This is a genomic window from Pyruvatibacter mobilis (assembly GCF_012848855.1).
GTDB lineage: Bacteria > Pseudomonadota > Alphaproteobacteria > CGMCC-115125 > CGMCC-115125 > Pyruvatibacter > Pyruvatibacter mobilis.
Genome location: NZ_CP051630.1, coordinates 2,992,610 through 3,014,150, shown reverse-complemented (window position 1 = coordinate 3,014,150; position 21,541 = coordinate 2,992,610). Strand labels below are relative to the sequence as shown.

At 66.3% G+C, this 21,541-nt stretch carries 19 protein-coding genes; 9 read left to right on the top strand and 10 right to left on the bottom strand.

Translation table 11 applies throughout. From position 1 onward, the window contains the following. Position 1: 1 nt before the first annotated feature. Positions 2-262 carry a DUF1674 domain-containing protein gene (locus tag HG718_RS14035; protein ID WP_160587223.1) on the bottom strand — a complete coding sequence of 87 codons (261 nt, stop codon included), beginning with the start codon at positions 260-262 and terminating at the stop codon, positions 2-4. Positions 263-414: 152 nt separating this feature from the next. Here HG718_RS14035 and htpX point away from each other — a divergent pair, with 152 nt between their 5' ends. Beyond that, positions 415-1,287, top strand: coding sequence for a zinc metalloprotease HtpX (htpX, locus tag HG718_RS14030; protein WP_280521617.1), 873 nt, complete (start codon positions 415-417; stop codon positions 1,285-1,287). 30 nt (positions 1,288-1,317) lie between these two features. On the opposite strand, the gene HG718_RS14025 is transcribed toward htpX, so the two are convergent. After that, on the bottom strand, positions 1,318-1,611 hold the full coding sequence (locus HG718_RS14025) for a hypothetical protein (RefSeq protein WP_160587221.1): 294 nt from the start codon (positions 1,609-1,611) through the stop codon (positions 1,318-1,320). A gap of 100 nt (positions 1,612-1,711) precedes the next feature. Here HG718_RS14025 and HG718_RS14020 point away from each other — a divergent pair, with 100 nt between their 5' ends. From HG718_RS14020 to HG718_RS14000, 5 genes are all read left to right on the top strand, one after another. Continuing rightward, on the top strand, positions 1,712-3,169 hold the full coding sequence (locus tag HG718_RS14020) for an RsmB/NOP family class I SAM-dependent RNA methyltransferase (protein ID WP_160587220.1): 1,458 nt from the start codon (positions 1,712-1,714) through the stop codon (positions 3,167-3,169). Positions 3,170-3,260: 91 nt separating this feature from the next. Further along, complete coding sequence (rpe, locus tag HG718_RS14015; protein ID WP_160587219.1) at positions 3,261-3,923, top strand: ribulose-phosphate 3-epimerase; 663 nt, start codon at positions 3,261-3,263, stop codon at positions 3,921-3,923. Between the two features lie 50 nt (positions 3,924-3,973). Next, a complete protein-coding gene (locus HG718_RS14010) occupies positions 3,974-5,869 on the top strand; it encodes a heparinase II/III family protein (RefSeq protein ID WP_160587218.1) in 1,896 nt (631 codons plus the stop codon). Between the two features lie 136 nt (positions 5,870-6,005). After that, the gene (gene purH, locus HG718_RS14005) at positions 6,006-7,619 is read left to right on the top strand and encodes a bifunctional phosphoribosylaminoimidazolecarboxamide formyltransferase/IMP cyclohydrolase (protein ID WP_160587217.1); all 1,614 of its coding nucleotides are present in this window, start codon (positions 6,006-6,008) and stop codon (positions 7,617-7,619) included. 27 nt (positions 7,620-7,646) lie between these two features. After that, positions 7,647-7,967, top strand: a complete 321-nt coding sequence (locus HG718_RS14000) for a heavy metal-binding domain-containing protein (RefSeq protein WP_027840713.1) — start codon at positions 7,647-7,649, stop codon at positions 7,965-7,967. Between the two features lie 4 nt (positions 7,968-7,971). Here the strand turns inward: HG718_RS14000 and HG718_RS13995 are convergent, their stop codons facing one another. The 4 genes from HG718_RS13995 to HG718_RS13980 all read right to left on the bottom strand — a co-directional run bounded on the left by HG718_RS13995 (position 7,972) and on the right by HG718_RS13980 (position 13,150). Then, positions 7,972-9,429: an MFS transporter gene (locus HG718_RS13995; RefSeq protein WP_160587216.1), complete on the bottom strand. Its 1,458-nt coding sequence runs from the start codon at positions 9,427-9,429 to the stop codon at positions 7,972-7,974. Positions 9,430-9,441: 12 nt separating this feature from the next. Further along, a complete protein-coding gene (locus HG718_RS13990; protein ID WP_160587215.1) occupies positions 9,442-10,917 on the bottom strand; it encodes an MFS transporter in 1,476 nt (491 codons plus the stop codon). Between the two features lie 95 nt (positions 10,918-11,012). Beyond that, a complete protein-coding gene (locus HG718_RS13985) occupies positions 11,013-12,437 on the bottom strand; it encodes an MFS transporter (protein WP_160587214.1) in 1,425 nt (474 codons plus the stop codon). Positions 12,438-12,544: 107 nt separating this feature from the next. Then, entirely contained in the window at positions 12,545-13,150 is a 606-nt protein-coding gene (locus HG718_RS13980; RefSeq protein ID WP_160587213.1) for a TetR/AcrR family transcriptional regulator, read from the bottom strand. Between the two features lie 107 nt (positions 13,151-13,257). Between HG718_RS13980 and HG718_RS13975 the strand changes: the two genes are divergently transcribed. Continuing rightward, positions 13,258-14,691 (top strand): NAD(P)/FAD-dependent oxidoreductase, encoded by a 1,434-nt coding sequence (locus HG718_RS13975; protein ID WP_160587212.1) that lies wholly within the window; start codon positions 13,258-13,260, stop codon positions 14,689-14,691. Positions 14,692-14,815: 124 nt separating this feature from the next. Continuing rightward, positions 14,816-15,856, top strand: coding sequence for a biotin synthase BioB (bioB, locus tag HG718_RS13970; RefSeq protein ID WP_160587211.1), 1,041 nt, complete (start codon positions 14,816-14,818; stop codon positions 15,854-15,856). A 403-nt stretch (positions 15,857-16,259) separates the two neighbouring features. Here bioB and HG718_RS13965 read toward each other — a convergent pair whose 3' ends face one another. The 4 genes from HG718_RS13965 to HG718_RS13950 form a co-directional block, all read right to left on the bottom strand. Then, positions 16,260-17,027, bottom strand: coding sequence for a TVP38/TMEM64 family protein (locus HG718_RS13965; protein WP_160587210.1), 768 nt, complete (start codon positions 17,025-17,027; stop codon positions 16,260-16,262). A 14-nt stretch (positions 17,028-17,041) separates the two neighbouring features. Further along, the gene (locus HG718_RS13960; protein ID WP_160587209.1) at positions 17,042-17,776 is read right to left on the bottom strand and encodes a glycosyltransferase family 2 protein; all 735 of its coding nucleotides are present in this window, start codon (positions 17,774-17,776) and stop codon (positions 17,042-17,044) included. A 116-nt stretch (positions 17,777-17,892) separates the two neighbouring features. Beyond that, positions 17,893-18,711: an FkbM family methyltransferase gene (locus HG718_RS13955; RefSeq protein WP_160587208.1), complete on the bottom strand. Its 819-nt coding sequence runs from the start codon at positions 18,709-18,711 to the stop codon at positions 17,893-17,895. Beyond that, the gene (locus tag HG718_RS13950; RefSeq protein WP_160587207.1) at positions 18,701-20,008 is read right to left on the bottom strand and encodes an MFS transporter; all 1,308 of its coding nucleotides are present in this window, start codon (positions 20,006-20,008) and stop codon (positions 18,701-18,703) included. Before HG718_RS13950 ends, HG718_RS13955 begins: the two co-directional genes overlap by 11 nt. Before the next feature lie 228 nt (positions 20,009-20,236). On the opposite strand from HG718_RS13950, the gene HG718_RS13945 reads away from it, so the two are divergent. Further along, a complete protein-coding gene (locus HG718_RS13945; protein ID WP_160587206.1) occupies positions 20,237-21,496 on the top strand; it encodes a cytochrome P450 in 1,260 nt (419 codons plus the stop codon). The last annotated feature ends 45 nt before the right edge of the window (positions 21,497-21,541 follow it).

Genomic DNA, 21,541 nt, shown 5'->3' with positions numbered 1-21,541 from the left:
CTCAGAAGTCCGACACGATGCCGTTGCGTTCCCAATCGCCGAACCGCGTGGGCTCGGCCCCGTCCGGCCCGTTGATCTCGGTGGGCATGTCGCGGGATGTCTCCGCCGCCCGGCGCGCTTCGGCTTCGGCAAGGGCCCGCCGGGCCGCCGGTGTCAGGTCCTTGCGGGGAGCCTCGGCGCCGGCGTCTGCGTCCTTGCCTGCCCCGTTCGGAGCAGCGTTCGGGGCAGCGTTCGGGGCCTCGTTCCGGGTGTCGTCCGCCATGCAGGATCCATGTTCTTGAAGCGTGGGCTGCGCCCCGCCATATCTTGTCCATACGGGGCGGCTATGGGTGAGCATATAAGACGCGCGCGGCGAATGACAAAATGCCGGGTGCGCCGATGGATCAATCTGCGCCTGCACAGGAGAGACTGACAGTGGCCAACAGCTTGCGTACCGGTGTCCTGATCGCCGCCATGACGGCGCTGTTTCTCGGAATCGGCTACCTGATCGGCGGCATTGGCGGGGCGGCCATCGCCTTCGTGATCGCCCTGGGCATGAACGCCTTTGCCTACTGGAACTCCGACAAGATGGTGCTGCGCATGTATGGCGCCCGCCAGGTGGATGAGGCAACCGCCCCCGACCTTGTGCGCATGGTGCGCCAGCTCGCCGACAATGCGGGCCTGCCGATGCCCAAGGTCTTCATCATCGAAAACGACCAGCCCAATGCGTTCGCCACCGGCCGCAACCCGGAAAATGCCGCAGTCGCCGCCACCACCGGCCTGCTGTCGCGGCTGACCCCGCAGGAGGTGGCGGGCGTCATGGCCCATGAGCTGGCGCATGTGAAAAGCCGCGACACGCTGACCATGACCATCACCGCGACCCTTGCCGGGGCGATCTCCATGCTGGCCAATTTCGCGCTGTTCTTCGGCTCGGACCGCAACAACCCGCTGGGCCTTCTGGGTGCCATCGCCATGATGATCCTGGCGCCGATTGCCGCGGGCCTCGTGCAGATGGCGATCAGCCGCGCGCGCGAATACGAAGCCGATCGGATCGGCGCTGAAATCTGCGGCCGCCCCCTGTGGCTCGCATCAGCGCTGGAGAAGATCCAGGGCTTCGCCAGCCGCATCGACAACGACGTGGCCGAGCGTAACCCGGCCTCCGCCCAGCTGTTCATCATCAACCCGCTGCATGCCCACAAGCGCGACGGGCTGTTCACCACCCACCCCAACACCGCCAACCGGGTGGCCCGCCTGCGCGAGATGGCCGGCGAAATGGGCGATACAGCCCAGGCCCGCCCCTGGGGATGATCGGGAAGGGTGCCCGTCAGACGTCAGCCGTCAGCCGTCAGCCGAGATCATCACCATGAACGGCATGGCCGGGCCCGGATTGTCATGCAGGTGCAGCGTGCCCATGGCCGTCACCACCGGGCCCATCGCGGTGTCCCGCTTGAAGGCGGCGTTGATCTCGTAGTCGATATCCGCCTTGGGGATGATGTCGCCCTCCACGGTCTCGAAGAACGCCTTGAGCACCTTGATGGGCGATTTGGACAGAAGGTCATCAGGCCCCTCGAAACTGTATTTTTCCTCGGTTCCCCGGTCTGCTGACATCATGTTGGCGGTAAAGCGGCTCATGTCCCCGTCCCTCTCACTGTCCCCTCGCTGGGCTGCTATGCAGGCTGCAGGCGCGCGCAGCCTTTGCCTTCATTGCAAAGCGCGCTTATAGCTGCGCCGCATGACAGTTCAGAAACGCTCCTCCCGCCCCAAATCCGGCGCCGCATCCGGCAAGATGCCCGGCGGCAAGTCACCCGGTGGCAAATCACCCGGCGGCAAACCCGGCCCGCGCAGGCCCGGCCCGCGCCGCAAGCCTGCCGACCGCACGCCGGGCCTCGGCGCCCGCCGGGCTGCCGTGGCGGTGCTGACCGCCGTCCTGAAGGAGCGCCAGTCCCTCGATGATGCCCTGACCGCCGAGCAGGAGGTGAACGGCACCCTGTCGCGGCTGGCCCCGCGCGACCGCGGCTTCGCCCGCATGATCGCCGCCACCACCCTGCGCCGCCACGGGCAGATCACCGATATTCTCGGCCAGTTCCTCGACAAGCCCCTGCCGGAGAAATCCGGCAACGCCCCCTTCGTGCTGATGGCGGCGGCTGCTGAACTGCTGTTTCTCGAGGTGGCCCCCCACGCCACCGTCAGTGCCTGCGTAGCGCTCGCCAAGTCTGACAAGAATGCCCGCCATTTCGCCGGGCTGATCAACGCCATCCTGCGCCGCATCTCAACCGAGGGCCCGGCCCTGCGCGACGCCCAGGACGCGACCGCCCTCAACACGCCGGCCTGGATGCTGGAGAGCTGGACCTCAGCCTATGGCGAGGAGACCGCCCGCGCCATCGCCGCGGCCCACCTCACCGAGGCCCCGCTCGACCTGTCGGTCATGTCGGAAGCCCAGGGCTGGGCCGAGCGCCTCAGCGGCACGGTGCTGCCCACCGGCAGTGTCCGCCTCACCGAAGGCGGCCGGGTGGATCAGCTTGACGGCTTCAAGGAAGGCCAATGGTGGGTGCAGGATGCCGCCGCGGCTCTCCCCGCCCGCCTGTTCGGCGATGTCGCTGGCAAGCAGGTGCTCGACCTGTGCGCCGCCCCCGGCGGCAAGACCCTGGAACTGGCCGCAGCCGGCGCCGACGTCACAGCGCTCGACCGTTCAGCCCGCCGGCTTGTCCGGGTCACCCACAATCTCAAGCGCATGCAGCTCACCGCCCGCGTCATCACTGCCGACGCGCTGACCTGGAAGCCGGACGAGGCGGCAGCCCCCGCCCCCTTCGTGCTGCTGGACGCGCCCTGCTCGGCCACCGGCACCATCCGCCGCCACCCTGACATCCCCGTCCTCAAGCGCCCGGGCGACCTCGCCAAGCTGGTGGAGCAGCAGGAAAAGCTGCTGGAGCGCGCCGCCTCCCTCACCGCCCCCGGCGGCCTGCTGATCTACTGCACCTGCTCGCTGGAGCCGCAGGAAGGCGAACGCCAGATCGAGAAATTCCTCGCCACCCACCCGGATTTCGCCCGCGCACCGCTCAGCCCCGATGACCTGCCCGGCCTGCCGGAAGCCATCACCGCCAAGGGCGACATGCGCACCCTGCCCACTTTCTGGGCCGACCGGGGCGGCATGGACGGGTTCTTCGCCGCCCGCCTGAAGCGCACCGCCTGAAGCCACCCGGCCGCACCACCCGGCTGCCACATAACCGCCACCTCAAGCGGCTTTCTTGCCGCCCAGCCAGAAGCTCTGCTACGTCAAGACCATGCAACAGACCCGAATCGCCCCCTCCATCCTGTCCGCCGATTTCGCCCGCCTGGGCGAGGAAGTTGCCGCCATCGACAAGGCCGGCGCGGACTTTATCCATGTGGATGTGATGGACGGTCATTTCGTGCCCAACCTCACCATCGGCCCGATGGTGGTGAAGGCGATCCGCGGCTATTCGGACAAGGTCTTCGACGTGCATCTGATGATCGCGCCGGTGGACCCTTACGTGGAAGAATTCGCCGAGGCGGGCGCGGACATCATCACCGTCCATGCCGAGGCCGGCCCCCACATCCACCGCACCCTGCAGCTCATCCGCTCCCTGGGCAAGAAGCCCGGCGTGTCGCTCAACCCGGGCACCCCAGCCGACGCCGTGGACATGATCATCGACGACGTGGACCTGATCCTCGTCATGAGCGTGAACCCGGGCTTCGGCGGCCAGAAATTCATCGAAAGCCAGCTGCGCAAGATCGAAGCGCTGCGCAAGCGCATCAACGCGACCGGCCGGGACATTCACCTGGAAGTGGATGGCGGCATCAATGCGGAGACCGCCCGCCGCGTGGTGGATGCCGGTGCTGACGTGCTGGTCGCAGGCTCGGCCACCTTCAAGGGCGGTCCCGATGCCTATGCGGCCAACATAAAGGCCCTGCGCGGCGAGGCCTGAAGCAGACCGGGACCCCACGGATCTGACGGCAAGAGGAGACTGACAAGCATATGAGCGGCCCCGTCGATCTCACGGGTCAGGCCGCCGCCCGCTCCCTGGGGCTGGCGGGCCGTATGCTTGCCGATCTCGCATTCGCAACCCGGCCCTACCGGATGACCCTGCGCGGGCCCATGCCCGACGGCATCATCCTCAATCCGCAGGATTTGCGCCCCGCCGACCCGCGCATCGGCCAGGCCCTGATAGACGGCAAGATCGAGCTGCCCGGCGGCCACCTGCAGGCGGACCCGGCCCATCTGTTCACCCTCGACATGCCCTCCGCCCTGTTCGCCGAACAGCTGCACGGCTTTGCCTGGCTGCGCCACCTGGCTGCCTGCCCGGATGACGCCCGCACGGAGACCGCCCAGGCGCTGGCCGCGGCCTGGCTCGAGACCTGCAGCCAGTGGCACCGCACCGGCTGGCAGCCCCATGTGCTGGCGCGGCGGCTGATAAGCTGGGCCACCCACGGCCAGCTGCTGCTCGATGGGGCGGACGTCGTCTATCGCTCGGACCTGCTGCGCAACATGGCCGCCCAGGCCCGCCACCTGTCGCGCACCGCCGCCCGCGCCCCGCGCGGCCACAAACGGCTGACGGCGGCCATCGGCCTTGCCATCTCCGGCGTCACCCTCAGCGAGGGCCGTGCCCGGCTGGGCCGCGGCCTTGCGCTCGTCACCCGTGAGCTTGACCGCCAACTGCTGCCCGATGGCGGCCATGTCAGCCGCAACCCGCAGATCCAGCTCGACCTGCTGGCTGACCTTGTCGCCCTGCGCGACGCCCTGATGGCCCGCGACGTGGAAGTGCCCGGCACGATCCTCAATGCCGTGGACCGCGCCATGCCCATGCTCCGCTTCTTCCGCCATGGCGACGGGCGCATGGCCCAGTTCAACGGCGCCGACGAGGGCGCAACGGGCGCGCTGGACGCGGTTCTGGCCCATGACGATGCCAATGGCCGCCCGTTCGGCTTCGCCCCCCATTCAGGCTTCCAGCGCGCAGCCGCGGGCCGCACCCTGGTGGTGGTGGATGCAGGCGCCCCGCCCCAGCCTGCCGATGCGCAGCAGGCCCATGCGGGCTGCCTTTCCTTCGAAATGAGCGCCGGCCGCCACCGGCTGGTGGTCAATTGCGGACCGTCCCATGCAGCGGGCGATACCCCCAACGCCGCCGCCTGGTCGGATGCGGCCCGCGCCACCGCCGCCCATTCCACCGTCACCGTTGCCGACACTTCCTCGGCGCGCATTCTGCAGGCCCGCTGGCTCCGCCGCATTCTCGGCCCGCGCCTCGTGGACGGCCCGCGCCTGGTTGAAAGCCGCCGCACCGAAGAGGAGCGCGGCGTATGGCTTGAAATGCGCCATGACGGCTATGTCCAGCGCTTCGGCCTTGAACATGAGCGGCGGGTGTTCCTGTCCGCCGACGGCGATGACTTCCGCGGCGAAGACACCCTGTTCCGCCTGCGCCCGCCGGCCGCGCCCTGGTGGGACCCGTTCGGCATCACCTCCCGCGAGGAGCCGCAGGAATCCTTCGCCATCCGCTTTCATCTGCACCCGGATGTCCGCGCCTCCCTGGCCCATGACGGCACCACGGTGCTGGCGCTGCTGCCCAATGGCGACGGCTGGCAGTTCCGCGCCAGCGGCAACGCCGACATGACGCTTGAGGAAACGGTCTATATGGGCCAGCCGGGCCCGCCCCGCCGTGCCCGTCAGATCGTCGTGACCCATCACGTTTTCCGTGGCGAAGCGCATGTGAAATGGAGCTTCCGCCGCCTCACCACCCGCAATCTGGGCACCAACAGCGGTGATACCGGCGGCGACGAAGACACCCCCGCCCAGCAGGACGCCTTCGCGCCCGAAGAGCCGGAACCCTCCGTGCCCCCCATCGGCATGTCGCCGCCCCTCGGGGATGACCCGTCCAACTAGGCTGCCTCGCCCGGCCATGCGGTTTTTACCATTCCGCCATGCGGCACGGGGCCGGGGACTTTGTCCACAGGCGCAAACATGCTATCGCGCCCGGCACATTCCTTTTCTCCCTTACGCCGCCCGAGGTTCTCCGCCCATGGCCACCCATCAAGCCCCCCTCCGCCCCGTCCGCCGCGCGCTGATTTCCGTCTCCGACAAGACCGGTCTTGTCGAATTCGGCCAGGCGCTTGCCGCGCGCGGCGTGGAGCTTGTGTCCACCGGGGGCACGGCAAAGGCCCTGCGCGAGGCAGGCCTCGAAGTGGCGGATGTCTCCGACATCACCCAGTTCCCGGAGATGATGGACGGCCGCGTGAAGACGCTTCATCCGGGCGTCCATGGCGGGCTTCTGTTCATGCGCGGCAATGCCGAGCACGAGGAAGCCGCCAACAAGCACAACATCATGCCGATCGACCTTCTGGCGGTGAACCTCTACCCGTTCGAGGAAACGATTGCTGCCCAGGAAAGGGATGGAGGCGCCGACTACGAAACCGCCATCGAGAACATCGACATCGGCGGCCCGGCGATGATCCGCGCCGCCGCCAAGAACCATGACGGCGTCGCCGTGCTGGTGGATGCCGCCGACTATGACGCGGTGCTGGCCGACATGGACGCCAACGCCAACCAGACGAGCTTCGCCCTGCGCCAGCGCCTCGCCGCCAAGGCCTATGCGCGCACCGCCGCCTATGACGCCGCGATCTCCAACTGGTTCGCCCGCGAGCTGGAAGACGAGGCCCCCGCCTACCGCGCCGTCGCCGGCACCCTGGCCCAGACCCTGCGCTACGGCGAAAACCCGCACCAGACAGCCGCCTTCTACACAACGGGCGACGCGCGCCCCGGCGTTGCCACCGCCACCCAGCTGCAGGGCAAGGAGCTGTCCTACAACAACCTGAACGACACCGACGCTGCCTTTGAATGCGTCGCCGAGTTCGGCGCAGACCAGCCCGCCGTCGCCATCATCAAGCATGCCAATCCGTGCGGCGTGGCCCTGGGCGGCTCGCTTGTCGAAGCCTATGAGAAAGCCCTGCGCTGCGACCCCGTCTCGGCCTTCGGCGGCGTCATCGCGCTCAACGGCACGCTGGACGCAGCCACCGCCGAGAAGATCTCCGGCATCTTCACCGAAGTCATCATTGCGCCGGACGCGGACGATGCCGCCCGCGCAATCATCGCCAAGAAGAAGAATTTGCGCCTGCTGGTCACCGGCGGCCTGCCGGACCCCGCAGCCCCCGGACTCACGGCCAAGACGGTGGCCGGCGGCCTTCTCGTGCAGTCGCGTGACGCCGGCCGCGTCATGCCGGCTGACCTCAAGGTCGTCACCAGGCGCGCGCCCAGCGAGCAGGAAATGAGCGACCTCCTGTTCGCCTTCCGCGTCGCCAAGCATGTGAAGTCCAACGCCATCATCTACGCCAAGGACAACGCCACCGTCGGCATCGGCGCAGGCCAGATGAGCCGGGTGGATTCTTCCCGCATCGCCGCCCGCAAGTCGGAAGACGCCGCCAGGGAAGCGGGCCTTACCGAAGCCCTGGCCAAGGGTTCGGTCGTTGCGTCCGACGCCTTCTTCCCCTTTGCCGACGGGCTCCTGAGTGCCGCTGAAGCCGGTGCCACCGCGGTCATCCAGCCCGGCGGTTCCATCCGCGATGATGAAGTGATCGCGGCAGCCGACGAAGCGGGTCTTGCCATGGTGCTCACCGGTATGCGTCACTTCCGGCACTAGGTTCAGCGCCAGCCGGAGACCGCACCCATGCTCGTGACCACCACCAACACCGTCGAAGGACGCCGCATCGTCGAGTATAAGGGCCTCGTCGCGGGCGAAGCCGTGACCGGCGCCAATGTGGTGCGCGACCTGTTCGCCGGCGTGCGGGACTTCTTCGGCGGCCGCTCCGGCGCCTATGAGAAGGTCTTCCGCTCAAGCCGCGAAGCCGCCATCGCCGACATGCAGGCTTCAGCCGCCGCCATGGGGGCCAATGCCGTCGTCGGCGTCGACATCGACTACGAAGTCGTCGGCGCCCGCGGCTCCATCCTCATGGCCACCGCCTGCGGCACCGCCGTGGTGCTGGAATAGTCCCTCACGCATGCACGGCGCGTGAGCGTTCTTCCCGGACGAACAGCATCAGCGCAAGTCCTGCCACCAGGAAGACCAGCACGATCGAAAGCCCCAGCCGCTGGTTGCCGGTGGCCTGTGTGACGATGCCGATTGTGAGCGGGGCAAGGAAGGTCGTTGCCTTGCCTGCCAGCGCATAGAGGCCGAAGAACTCCGCCATCATCTCACGCGGGGCCAGCCGCGCCAGCATGGTCCGGCTCGAAGCGATGACCGGTCCCACTCCGAGCCCGAACAGGCAGGCCACCGTCAGAAAGGCGATCTCGCCGGTGCTTGAAAACGGCGCAGCCCCCTCCGCGCGCGGGGTGATCTCCATCACGAAGAACATCGTGTCCTGATCAACCGACACCAGCGCCAGCGTGGTGAGGATCACCACCATCAGGGCACTGACGATAGTGGGCTTGCTGCCCATGCGCGCGTCCACCACCCCGCCGAGAAACCCGCCCAGGGCGGAAAACAGCGTCACCACGATGCCGAACACCGCAAGCTCCAGCGCCCCCCAGCCGAACAGCGCCCCGGCGATGATGCCGCCAAACATGAACACCGCCGCGCAACCGTCGTAATAGAGCATCCGCGCAATGAGATAGAGCGCGATATTGCGGAAATGCCGGAGCCGCCGGAAGGTGACGCCGAGCTGGCGGATGCCCTGCCGCGCCGCCGCCACCCGGCCCAGTCCGGATTTCGGCTGGTCCGGCGTCAAGAGGAACAGCGGCAGCATGAAGATGAGGAACCACAGCCCCGCCAGCGGCCCGACGATGCGCTCGTCCTCATAGGCCGCCCGGTCGAGCCCGAGAAGCGGCGCATCGGGAATGAAATCCGCCGCCACATTGCCCGGCAGCTGGAATGCGAACAGCACCAGCGCCAGCGCCACGATGCCCGCCACCTGTGCGATGCCGAACCCGGCGCCGGACAGCAGCGCCATCCGCCGCTCGGTGGCAATCGTCGGCAACATGGCGTTGGCGAAGGTGGTGACGAACTCCGCGGAGATCGACGCCAGGATGATCAGCGCCATCACCGGCAGCACCGCGCCCCCCGGCACCGCACTCCACAGGCCGATGCAGGCAAGCGACACGCCGACAAGGAACAGCGCGATGAACGGCTTGCGTGGCCCCGCCGCATCCGCCATCGCCCCCAGCACCGGCGACATCAGCGCAATCGCCACCCCCGCAATCGCCTGAGTGTAGCCCCAATAGGCCTGCCCCGTCGCCTCATCGCCGGGATAGAAGACATTGGCGAAATAATTGGCGAACAGAAAGATCGTGATCAGCGAGAAATAGGGCTGGTTGGCCCACTCATACATCAGCCAGCCGACCTGCCCCGCCCGGTGATTATCCGGCTGGTTGTCCGGCTCCCCATGCGCGCCCCCATCCGGGGCATGCCCCGCAAGGTCCACATCCTCTTCGCCGCGCGGCCAGCCCTCGCTCATGCACTCATCCCCCTACTGATCTTCCGGCGCCCGCTCTGCCCGTACCTCGCGCACATAGAGCATCACCACCATGCCGGCGATCAGCAGCACCAGGATGGACGCAAAGCCCGCCCGCTGACTGTCGAACACATCCGTCGACCAGCCCACCAGGATCGGCGCGACAAAGGCCGTGGCCGTGCCGGACAGGGCATAGAGCCCGAAGAATTCGGTCATCATCGTGGCCGGCGCGATGCGCGCCAGCATGGTGCGCGAATTCGCATACGCCGCTGTGATGAAAATCGCGATCAGCAGCACCACGCCCAGATAAAGCATCTCCGGCAATGTCTGGAAGAAGGGCAGCGACCAGACCGGCTGCGCATCCGGGTAGGGCTGGAAGAAGATTTCTTCCGGCGTGATCGACACGGCCAGCACCAGGCCCAGCGTCGTGCCGCCGATCGAGGTCAGGATCGCCGCCTTGGACCCGAACGTGTCATCCAGCCAGCCACCGAGAAACCCGCCCAGCACAGCAAACACCGACAGCACGATGCCATAGACCAGCATGTCCAGCGCGCCCCAGCCGAACACCCCGGCCGCATACACGCCGCCGAAGATCAGCACCGCCGTCTTACCGTCATTATAGAGCATGCGCGCGCCCAGATAGGTCGCCACGTTCCGGTAGTGCCTGAGCTTGCGCAAGGTCTGCATCACCCGCGCCACACCCTGCCGCATCGCCTCCACCAGCCCCACGGCGTTACGCGCCGCATCCGGCGTGAAGAAGAACAGCGGCAGCGCGAACACTGCCAGCCACAGGCCCGACACCGGCCCCGAGATGCGGCTGTCCTGGAACAGCGACTGGTCGAGCCCGAAAAGCGGCGTGTCCGGAACAAACCCCCAGGGCACATTGCCCGGCAGGGTGAAGAACACCAGCATGAAGATGAGGATCAGCAGCCCGCCGAGATTGCCCAGCGCCAGCCCCAGCCCGGACAAAAACCCGATGCGCGAATGCGGCGCGATCGACGGCAGCATGGAGTTGTGAAACACCGCCGAGAATTCATACGCCACCGCGATGATGATGATCGCCGCGGTCACTCCCGCAATGCCGATGCCCCCGTCATCCGGCAGCGCGAACCACAGCACCACCATCGCCGGCACCATCAGCAGCGTGAACGCGCCAATCCACGGCTTGCGGCTGCCGCCGAGATCAGCGATGGCCCCCAGGAACGGTGCCAGCAGCGCAATCGTCACCCCCGCAAAGCCGTTGATATAGCCCCAGATCGCCTGCCCCTGCACCGGGTCGCCCACCACCTGGTTGGAGAAATAGGGCGCAAACACATAGATCGTGATCAGCAGCACATAGGGGTTGCGGGCCCATTCAAACAGCGCCCAGGCAATCTGCCCGCGCCGGTCCGCCGGCGTGCCGCCATCGGCCGCCACATTGTCCGGACCCGGCTCATCCACACCGGCCGGTGTGGACGGTGTGATCGGTAGTTCGGTGATATCCTGCGACACGCAGCCTGGCCCTCCCCGGCGCAACGCCCATCCCTTGCGCCGGCCTCCCGCGCGGTCACGCAGAAGGTCCGGACCCATCTTGTCGCGATGGTTCTCTAGATGGCGTCTTCCTGGCGTTCCCTGACGCCGAGCAGCAGCATAAAGCCAATCACCAGAAAGGCCACAATCACGATCAGCCCGGCCCGCTGGCTGGCATAGGCAGTGGTCGCCCAGGCAATCGCCAGCGGCGCGAGAAACGCCGTCGCCTTGCCGGACAGGGCGTAAAGACCGAAGAACTCGGTCATCATGGAGGGCGGCGCCATGCGCGCCATCAGCGTGCGGCTTGCCGCCTGCGCCGGCCCCCCGGCCATCCCGATCAATATGCCGAACAGAAGATAGATCTGTTCCCCCACACTGGAGAACGGCGCAGCCCCCACTTCAGGTGGCGCCACCGGCACCACGAAAAACACCGTGTCCGGACCGATGGAGGCCGACCCCACCGTCGCTACCACGAGCCCCGCGACCGCGATCAGGATTGTCGGCTTGGACCCGATCCGGTCATCCAGCCAGCCGCCGATAAACGCGCCCGCCGCGGCGAACACCGACAGGATGATGCCGAACAGCCCCAGCGTCATCAGCTCCCAGCCGAAGATGCCCGCCGCATAGATGCCCCCAAACGCGAAGATTGCCGACAGCCCGTCGAAATAAAGCATCCGCGATACGAGATAGAGCGCCACATTCCGGTAGCGCCTGAGATGCCCCAGCGTGGTCTTGAGCTTGCGGAGCCCTTGCCGCACGGCCCGGCCCGGCGACACGCCCGTGGCGGCCGCATCCGGCGTGAAGACAAACAGCGGGATAACAAACAGCGCAAACCACAGGGCCGCCATCGGCCCGGCAAACCGGTCCGCTTCGTTGAGCGCCGGATCAAGCCCGAACCACGGCGCTGTGCCGATCATCGTAAGGCCCGTCTCGCCGCTCGCCGCCATGAAGAACAGCATCAGGATGAGCGCCACCAGCCCGCCCACATAGCCGATGCCCCAGCCGAATCCCGACAGCGTCCCCATGCGGGTGGACGACACCAGCGACGGCAGCATGGCATTGTTGAAGACCACCGCGAATTCCATGGCGATCGCCGCCATCCCCGCCGCCACCATGATCGGCAGCGGGTTGACCGCGCCTGCCCCCGGCACCGCGAACCACAGCGCCGCCGCCGAAAGACAAAACACCACCGCGCACGCAAACAGCCACGGCTTGCGCCGCCCGGTCTGATCCGCAATCGAGCCAAGGATCGGCGACACAAAGGCGATCACGAGCCCCGCGACCCCCAGCGTCTGCCCCCACAGGGCTTGGCCCAACGTCGGATCGCCCACATAGGTGGCCGCAAAATAGGGGGCGAAGATGAAGGTGGTGATGAGCGTGAAGTAAGGCTGGTTGGCCCAGTCAAACAGCGCCCAGGAGACCTGCCCCGCACGCGACGCCACCGGCCCGCCGGTCGCCGACACAGGCACCGACACCGGCGCGGAAACAGTTTCGGTTGTCATGAACGGCCCCCCGCAGCCTCATCTGCCCACATGCAGCGGCGACCTTAACAGGGGATCAGGAGCCGGACACCACGCAATCGGGCACCCATCCGCACGCAGCGTATCTGCTATTGGCCCGCCAGCTCATCCACCAGCACGGCCAGCACCCGCAGCGCCTTGGCCTTCCACTGGTCCATGTCCACAATGCGCGACACATGGTGCTGCTTGAGGCTCACATAACCATGCAGCAGCGCCCACACCTCAAGCGCTGCATCCTGCTTCCGCTGCCGGTCGGCATCCGGCGGCAACAGCTTGGCCACCTGCCGCGCCATGGTGGCAAAGGCCTGCGCACCCACAGCCTTGGCTTCGTCCGACGGCTCATGCGCCTGCCCGCTCTCTCCGAAGATGAGCCGGTAATGGGCGACATTCCGGTCCGCCATGTCGAGATAGCGCTGCGCGGCCAGCATCACGGCCTCCCGCGGCGGCAGGCCAAGCGCGGAGACATCAATGGCCTCCGACACCCGCTCGAACCCCTCAATGTAAAGCGCGTCCAGAATGCCCTGCTTTCCGTTGAAATGGCTGTAGATGCCAATCGTGGACACGCCGGCCCGGTTGGCCATGGCCCGCACGCTCAGTGCCCGCACCCCGCCCTCGAGAAAGAGCTCGGAGGCCGCCGCCAGAATGCGGCCCTTGGCGGCAGCCGACTGGCCGGAACCGGAAATCACATCACTCACAGCGGCATACTCACTCTCTGCATCAGCACTTGACTCTCATAACATTGTTATGGCTCAGTTCAAACAAAACATAACACCGTTATGAAATTGACCCCGGGAGCCACCCCATGGCCGCCACGCAGCTTGAAACCGATTACCTCATCCTCGGCACCGGCGCTGTCGGCATGGCCTTCGCCGACACCCTTCTCAGCGAGACCGACGCCCGCATCATGATGGTGGACCGCCACCACAAGCCCGGCGGCCACTGGAACGACGCCTATCCCTTCGTCACCCTGCACCAGCCCGCAGCCTTTTACGGCGTCAGCTCGCGCGAGCTGTCAAACGGCCTCAAGGACGAGGTGGGCCTCAACAAGGGCCTTTATGATCTTTCCTCCGGCGCTGACGTGCTGGCCTATTACGACGAGGTGATGCGCCACCGCTTCCTGCCCTCCGGCCGGGTGGACTATTTCCCCATGTGCCTGTGCGATCATCAGGATACGGACGGCACTGCCCGCTTCCACTCGATCCTCAACGGCACCGAATACGAAGTCACCGTCACAAAGAAGATCGTCGACGCCACCTTCCTCAAGACATCGGTCCCCTCCACCCACACGCCGAATTTCACAATCGACGACGGCGTCACCTTTATGCCCCTCAACACCCTGCCCCGGCTCGACACCACGCCCGACGGCTTCGTGGTGATCGGCGGCGGCAAGACCGGCATCGACGCCTGCCTGTGGCTGCTCGAAATGGGCACGGACCCCGACAGGATCACCTGGATCAAGTCGCGCGACGGCTGGCTGCTCGATCGCACCAACACCCAGCCCACGCTGGAATTCTTTGAAAACACCGTCGGCGCCCAGGCCGCCCAGTTCGAATCCATCGCCGCCGCTGACAGCATCGACGACATGTTCGACCGGCTCGAGGCCTCGGGCTACTTCCTGCGCGTGGACACAACTGTCCGCCCCACCATGTTCCACGGCGCCACCATCTCCCCCATGGAGCTTGAGGAGCTGCGCCGCATCAAAAACGTGGTGCGCCTCGGCCGCGTGCAGAAAGTCACCCCCACCGAGATCATCCTGGATGGCGGCACGATCCCCACAACCCCCGGTACCGTCCACGTGGATTGTTCCGCCACCGCCCTGCAGGCGCTGCCTCCCGTTCCCGTCTTCCAGGGCAAGCTGATCACCCCGCAATTCATCCGCTCCTATCAGCCGGTCTTCAGCGCCGCCCTCATCGCCCATGTGGAAGCCGCCTATGGCAATGACGAAGACAAGCAGAACGCCCTGTGCGGCGTCGTTCCCCTGCCCGACACCTGCGAGGATTTCGTCCGCTTCACCCATGCGGCGATGATGAACCAGTACGCCTGGTCTCAGGAGCCCGGACTTGATGAGTGGATGCGCGGCAACCGGCTGGATGCCGTCGGCGGCACCATCGCCGGCCTGTCACCCGATGACCAGCCGAAGATGGAGATCGTCAGGCGCATGCGCACAGCGGCCGTCCCCGCCGTCGTGAAGCTGCAGGAGTTCCTTGCCGCAATCGACGGCGAAAAAGCCGCCTGAAACCCCCGTTCCGCGACGGAAAAACGAGCCCTCAGGCCCCCCGCCTGAGGGCTCTCGCATTTGCGCGCCCGTCCCGGTAGTCTGGCCGCCAATTCCCGCGTACCCGATTAAGAGGTTCCCCGAAATGAGCAGCCACCAGAACGCCGAGCAGCGTGCCGATCTCCGCCACGACTGGACCCGCGACGAGGTCCTCGCCTTGTTCGACAAGCCGTTCAACGACCTGCTCTTCGAGGCCCAGACCGCCCATCGCCGCTATTTCGACCCCAACGAGGTCCAGCAGTCCGAGCTCCTGTCGATCAAAACCGGCGGCTGCCCGGAGGATTGCGGCTATTGCTCCCAGTCCGCCAAGTTCGAAACGGGCCTCAAGGCCTCCAAGCTGATGGAAGTCGAAAAGGTGCTCACTGAGGCGCGCAAGGCCAAGGAGCGCGGCGCCACCCGTTACTGCATGGGCGCTGCCTGGCGCTCGCCCAAGGACCGCGACCTTGATGCCGTCTGTGCCATGATCGAAGGCGTCAAGGAGATGGGCATGGAAGCCTGCGTGACCCTCGGCATGCTCGACGCCGTCCAGGCGAAGCGCCTGCGCGAGGCGGGCCTTGATTACTACAACCACAACATCGACACCGGCCGCGACTACTACACCGACATCATCACCACCCGCACCTTCGATGACCGCATCGACACCCTGTCCCATGTGCGCGAGGCGGGCATCCATGTCTGCTCCGGCGGCATTATCGGCATGGGCGAGCAGCAGAAGGACCGCGCCGACATGCTGATGGAACTCGCCAATCTCGACGAGCATCCGGAGAGCGTGCCCATCAATTCCCTGATGAAGGTCGGCGGCACCCCCCTCGGCGAGGTGGAAGACCTCGACCCGCTCGAATTCGTCCGCGCCATCGCGGTTGCCAAGATCATGATGCCCGCCTCCATGGTGCGTCTGTCCGCCGGCCGCGAGCACATGTCCGACGAGCTTCAGGCCCTCTGCTTCCTCGCCGGCGCCAACTCGATCTTCGTGGGCGACAAACTTCTGACCACGGACAATCCCGGCGAGGACCACGACAAGACCCTGCTCCGCCGCCTCGGCATGAAGCCCATGGCCGCCCACACCGCAGCCCCCGAAGTGAAGCCCGAGAGCACCCCGCAGGTCGCCTCCCACGCGGCGGAATAGAACTCCCAACGCCCGAGGAAAGTCACCTCTCCCCTTGCGGGAGAGGTCGATGCGCAGCACCGGGTGAGGGGGATGACCCTCCCCACCACGACACCGTCAGAGTTCAATCACCACCGCTGCCGCCCCCTCACCCTCCCACACGCTTAACGCGCGCGGGCCCCTCCCTCTCCCGCAAGGGGAGAGGGGCAAAGTGAAAATCGAACACCGCACCCAACTCCGTATCCCTCCGGCTTGACCGGAGGGCCCACTCGCTGTGGCTGTTGGCAACATCACACGCGGTTCAAGCCGTGCCGCCTCCACAATCGCTACGGCAAGAAGCGACGAGAGGAGACCCTCCGGTCAAACCGGAGAGATACAAAGTGGGATAGGAGCCGTGCTGCGGATCAGACCCAGGACGCCAACGCTATTTCGCGTCCGCCTGTGCCTCTTCCGGTGTCTCCACCGCGTCCTCCACGGCCTTCTGCCAGCCGGACCGCTTCATCACCCGGCGCAGCCACCAGGCAAAACCGATCCACAAGAGCAGGATCACCGCCATCAGCGCCAGGTCCATCGGGTCGCGGCTGGCGAGGAAGTCTCCGAGGCTCGCGCCCACATAGGCCACCACCGCCACCTTGGGGATGGTGCCGAGCCCGGTCCCGATCAGGAACTGCACGAAATTCACGTGGCTGGCACCAAACGCCATGTTGAGAATGACGAACGGCATGGTCGGCACCACCCGGCTCACCGCTGTCGCCAGGATGCCGTGCCGCCCCAGCGCTTCGCTGATGGAATTCACGCGCACCCCGGCAAACCGCCGCAGCGCCTGCGCGCCGGAGATGAACCCCGCCCAGTAGAACACCGACGAGCTCACCATGGTCGCGCCCCACGCATAGGCAAAGCCGAGCCACGGCCCGAACACGACGATCGCCGCTGCCTGCAGCAGGAATTGCGGCGCCCCCAGCGCCCCCAGCCCCACATACACAAGAATGACCGCCAGCGGCGCCAGCACCGGGTCATCGACCGCGGCCAGCATCGCCGCCACGTCGCCCTCGCCCTCCACCGCCAGCCACGCGCTGCCGAACAGGATCAGCGTCAGCGCCGTGCCGAAGGCAAAGAACGCGATGCCGATCATGAAGACGGCCCGGCTATCGAGCGACCGCAACCGCGCCTTGATGCGTTCCGCCAGCGGCATGCCCGACCCTCCGGCTATTCGACGTGAATGCTGTCGGGCCGCGACATCCGCCGCTGCAGCCACATGACACCGAAGATATCGAAGATACTCACCGCCAGCCGGTCCAGCGTGCCGTATTTCGACGTGCCGTGCTCGCGGAAGCGGTGCTGCACATCATGATTGGTCACCCGGTAGCCGTGCCGCTGCATCAGCGCCGGCAGGAAGCGGTGCATGTGATTGAAATAGGGCAGCTCCAAAAACGCATGCCGCGGAAACAGCTTGAGCCCGCAGCCCGTATCCGGCGTATCGTCCTGCAGCAGGCGGGCGCGGATGCGGTTCGCCCACCGCGACGACACCCGCTTGATCCAGACATCGCGCCGCTTCATCCGGCGGCCGGCCACCATCAGGTCGTCAGCCCCCTCTAGCTTGGCCCACATGCCGGGAATGTCGCCGGGCACGTTCTGCCCGTCGCCGTCCAGCGTCACGATCATCCGTCCGCGCGCATGTTTCACACCCGTCGCCACCGCCCGGCTCTGGCCGCAGGAATTGGAGTGGGTGACGATGCGCAGCGCCGGAAACGCCGCCTGGGCATCCTTCAGCCGCTGCGGCGTTGCGTCGTCCGAGCCGTCATTCACATAGACGATCTCGTAGGGCGCACCGATCTCCTTCAGCGCGGCATCGATTTCGGTCACAAGCGGCAGGATGTTGTCCGCCTCGTTCTTCACCGGCACAACGGCCGAAATGGCGAGGCTTTCAGGCGTGTCGGCCACGGATACCGGGCTCCCTAAACAAGACGCAGATAGCGCCTCTTAGCATATTCGCAGCCCCCTGCACCTATTTTGCGCCCGACGCGGTAAACGCCTTGTCGGAGAGGCACTTGGTGCCCTCAGCCCACCGGCAGGAAGATGAAATTGAACACATAATCGGCCCGCCCGCCCGTATTGCGGTGATGCGCCTCGGGGTCGAACCGCTCTAGCGAGGTGAGCTGCCCCCGCCGCATGAACAGGCCGCGATAGCCCATCGCCTCGATGTCGGCCAGCATCGCTTCAATCGGCGTGCCTGTATGCGCCTCTTCTAGCTCGATCAGCAGGTTGGGCCGCTCGCGCGCAAGCGTCTCCTGCGCGCCCTTCAGCACCGGGGCCTCGAAACCTTCCACGTCGATCTTGATGAAGCCGATATTGGTGAAATTGTAGCTGTCGAGCGTCCGCGTCTCCACGCGCACTTCCCCATGCGGGATCTCCGCCTTGCGCTCGGACAGCGAGCCGCCCTGGTTGGAGTAGCCCTTGCGCCGCTGCGGGATGAACATGGTCGCGTCCCCCGGCGCGTCCGACAGGCCGACGCCGTAGCTCGTCGCATTGCCCGGAAGCACCCGGTTGAGGATGCCCAGCATCTTCGGGTTCGGCTCAAACGCGTGCACATGCCGCGCCGAGCGCGCCATCCACCACGTATAGACGCCGCGATTGGCACCGATATCAATCGCGTCCTTGTCTGCGGCGCACAGATGCGGCACCAGCGCGAACTCCGCCTCGCCCTTGCGCAGCTCCCGGTTGACGCGGCGGCGGATATCCACCGCCGGCGGCACCAGTGCCTGCTTGATCCGTTCGGTTAGGTCCGTTGGCGGCGTCCAGTCGCCGGATCCGTTACCTGTCCCGTTGCGGGTGCCGTTATCCGCGCCATTGGCCGCAATGCCCGGGTCACGCGCCATCCTGCTGTACCTCGTCAAGCCCGCGGGCGACCACGGCGGCCGCCACGCACATGCCTGCGAATACAGCAATAACGACCCAGGTGCCAGCCAGCGACGCCAGTGCGCCGAAGCCCGCAGCCCCCAGCAGCAGCGCCCCCACCGCCGTGTTCGACAGCGCCGTATAGGCCGCCCGTGTGTCCTGGTCCCCCATGTCCACGATGTGGGTGGAGCGCCCCAGCCGCACGCCCTTATAGGCAATCATCAGCATGAAGAGCACCGCCGACATCACATAGGCCATCAGGCTTGCAGGCACGGTGAAGGTCACAAGCACCGCCACCGCCAGCGCCGCCGCCCCCATCAGCGCCGAATAGATCAGCACCCGCCGCGACGACCGGTCCGACAGCCGCCCCCAGAAGAACGAACTCACCGCCGAGGCTAGCCCCGAGGCCACGATGAACGGCCCGAGCTGCGTCAGCACCGTGCCGCTCGATTGCGCCGCGATGGTCACCAGATAGGGCGGTGCCAGCCCGGTGGCAATCAAGAGCCCGCGCGTGGCGATGAAACGCTGCAGCTGGCCGTCCTCCCGCAGCAGGGAGAATTGGTCCCGCGCCGTCTGGAAGGCGTTGCCGCCGCCCTCGGTCGCCCCCGGCACTTCCTTGAGCGTGGAAAAAACGACAGATGCAACGATCCAGCACGCAGCTCCCAGGAACAACGCCGCCGACACCACCTCAACCGAGCGTTCAATGATGTTGAAGGTGAGCGCCAGCCCGAACGCCAGCACAGCGATGGCCGCCACCGTGTCCGCCGTACCCGTGGTGGTGCCGCGCTTGGACTTGGATACCGTCTTGCCCAGCACGTCCTTGTAGGAGACCGACGCCACCGACCGCGCCAGCGCGAAGACCGTCAGCAGGCCGACAATCGCCCAGCCCGCCTCGGTCCCGTCGAAAATGAGCACTGCCGCGCCCATGCCTCCGACGCACAGCCCCTGCACGAGGCTGGCAATCGCCCATGCCCATTTGCGCACCGGCAGGCTGCGGATCGCCCCCGCCGCAAAAAGCTGCGGCACCAGCGCGCCCGCCTCGCGGATCGGCACCAGGAGGCCGATCAGATAGGCCGGTGCCCCCAGCGCGTTGAGCACCCAGGCAAGGATCAGCTTCGGGTCCGCCAGCCCGTCGCCCGTCTTGGTCGCTGCCAGGCTCACCAGATGCGCGGACACGTTCTCCGGCTGGGCGTTGCACGCGCTTTCGGGAATGTCCTTGCAGACCCGCCCCTCATCATCTCCGAACAGGGCGTCATAGGCGCTTTCTTGCAGGCTCAAGACAGGGTCTCCCGGGGGCTGGAATGGCGAGGATCTGCGCTGAACTTGCACCGCGCTCCGGCCAAATCAACAGCAATCCGCAGTTTACGTAGGGAAAACACCGCTTGCGAACTCCGCAAACGCGGAGTTAAGCTACGCATATATCCGGAGCACGCCAAAGGCGGCCCGGCGACGACGGCCCATGACAAGAAGGGCCATTCCAATGTCCACGGGAGGGGACACGAGCCCATGAGCCAGGCTTTCAAGCAGACGCCGCCGACAACGCGCGATCTCACGCCCAAGACCAACGTTGCTGATCCGGTCTTGTGGGAGAATTACGAGTACCTGCCGATCTTCGCCAAGATGCGCGCCGAGGACCCGGTGCATTACTGCGCCGAGAGCCCCTATGGCGCCTATTGGTCGGTGACCCGCTACGAAGACATCATGGCGGTCGACACCAACCACCATGTCTATTCGTCCGACGCCCATCTCGGCGGCATCATCATCGATGACGCAATCCAGAATGATCCGGACAATGACTTCAAGGCGGTGAACTTCATCGCCATGGATCAGCCGCGCCACGACGAGCAGCGCAAGTCCGTGAACGGCATCACCGACCCCAAGAACCTTGAGCATTTCGGCAAGCTGATCCGCCAGCGGACCTCAGACCTGCTGGACAGCCTGCCCGTCGGCGAGGAATTTGACTGGGTGCCGACCGTCTCCATCGAACTGACGACGCAGATGCTCGCCACCATGTTCGACTTCCCCTTCGAGGACCGCCACAAGCTGGTGCGCTGGTCGGACGTGTCCACCGCCGAACCCGGGTCCGGTGTTGTTGAAAGCCAGCAGCAGCGCATCGAAGAGCTGATGGAAATGGCGGCCTATTTCGCCGACCTGCAGCAGAGCCGCAAGGACAAGCCGGACAATATCGACCTGCTGACCATGATGACCCATCACCCGGCCATGGCGAACATGCCCCCGGAGGAGTTCCTGGGCAATCTGTCCCTGCTCATCGTCGGCGGCAACGACACCACCCGCAACTCCATGACCGGCGGTGTCTTCGGGTTCAATCTGTTCCCGGATGAATTCGACAAGATGGTCGCCGACCCGAAGCTGATCGACAACGCCGTCGCCGAGATCATCCGCTGGCAGACCCCGCTCGCCCATATGCGCCGCACGGCGCTCGAAGACGCGGTGCTCGGCGGCAAGCAGATCCGCAAGGGCGACAAGGTGGTGATGTGGTACGTCTCCGGCAACCGCGATACCGCCATCTTCGATGACCCGGACCGGATCATCATCGACCGCAAGAACGCCCGCCGCCACCTGTCCTTCGGCTTCGGCATCCACCGCTGCATGGGCAACCGCATCGGCGAGCTTCAGCTCCGCATCCTGTGGGAAGAAATCCTCAAGCGCTTCTCGCGCATCGAGGCAATGGGCGATCCCACCCTCACAAAATCCAATTTCGTGAAGGGCTACACCTCCCTGCCGGTCAAGCTGCACAGGCTTTAAGCCGCCCCCCGGCGATCCTGCCTCGTGCAGGAAGCCGTCAGCTGA

Bases quoted from the DNA above. Each gene is read 5' to 3' on its own strand.
- HG718_RS14035 (WP_160587223.1), bottom strand. From the start codon at position 262: ATGGCGGACGACACCCGGAACGAGGCCCCGAACGCTGCCCCGAACGCT.
- HG718_RS14025 (WP_160587221.1), bottom strand. From the start codon at position 1,611: ATGAGCCGCTTTACCGCCAACATGATGTCAGCAGACCGGGGAACCGAG.
- HG718_RS14020 (WP_160587220.1), top strand. From the start codon at position 1,712: ATGACAGTTCAGAAACGCTCCTCCCGCCCCAAATCCGGCGCCGCATCC.
- rpe (WP_160587219.1), top strand. From the start codon at position 3,261: ATGCAACAGACCCGAATCGCCCCCTCCATCCTGTCCGCCGATTTCGCC.
- HG718_RS14010 (WP_160587218.1), top strand. From the start codon at position 3,974: ATGAGCGGCCCCGTCGATCTCACGGGTCAGGCCGCCGCCCGCTCCCTG.
- purH (WP_160587217.1), top strand. From the start codon at position 6,006: ATGGCCACCCATCAAGCCCCCCTCCGCCCCGTCCGCCGCGCGCTGATT.
- HG718_RS14000 (WP_027840713.1), top strand. From the start codon at position 7,647: ATGCTCGTGACCACCACCAACACCGTCGAAGGACGCCGCATCGTCGAG.
- HG718_RS13995 (WP_160587216.1), bottom strand. From the start codon at position 9,429: ATGAGCGAGGGCTGGCCGCGCGGCGAAGAGGATGTGGACCTTGCGGGG.
- HG718_RS13985 (WP_160587214.1), bottom strand. From the start codon at position 12,437: ATGACAACCGAAACTGTTTCCGCGCCGGTGTCGGTGCCTGTGTCGGCG.
- HG718_RS13975 (WP_160587212.1), top strand. From the start codon at position 13,258: ATGGCCGCCACGCAGCTTGAAACCGATTACCTCATCCTCGGCACCGGC.
- bioB (WP_160587211.1), top strand. From the start codon at position 14,816: ATGAGCAGCCACCAGAACGCCGAGCAGCGTGCCGATCTCCGCCACGAC.
- HG718_RS13965 (WP_160587210.1), bottom strand. From the start codon at position 17,027: ATGCCGCTGGCGGAACGCATCAAGGCGCGGTTGCGGTCGCTCGATAGC.
- HG718_RS13955 (WP_160587208.1), bottom strand. From the start codon at position 18,711: ATGGCGCGTGACCCGGGCATTGCGGCCAATGGCGCGGATAACGGCACC.
- HG718_RS13945 (WP_160587206.1), top strand. From the start codon at position 20,237: ATGAGCCAGGCTTTCAAGCAGACGCCGCCGACAACGCGCGATCTCACG.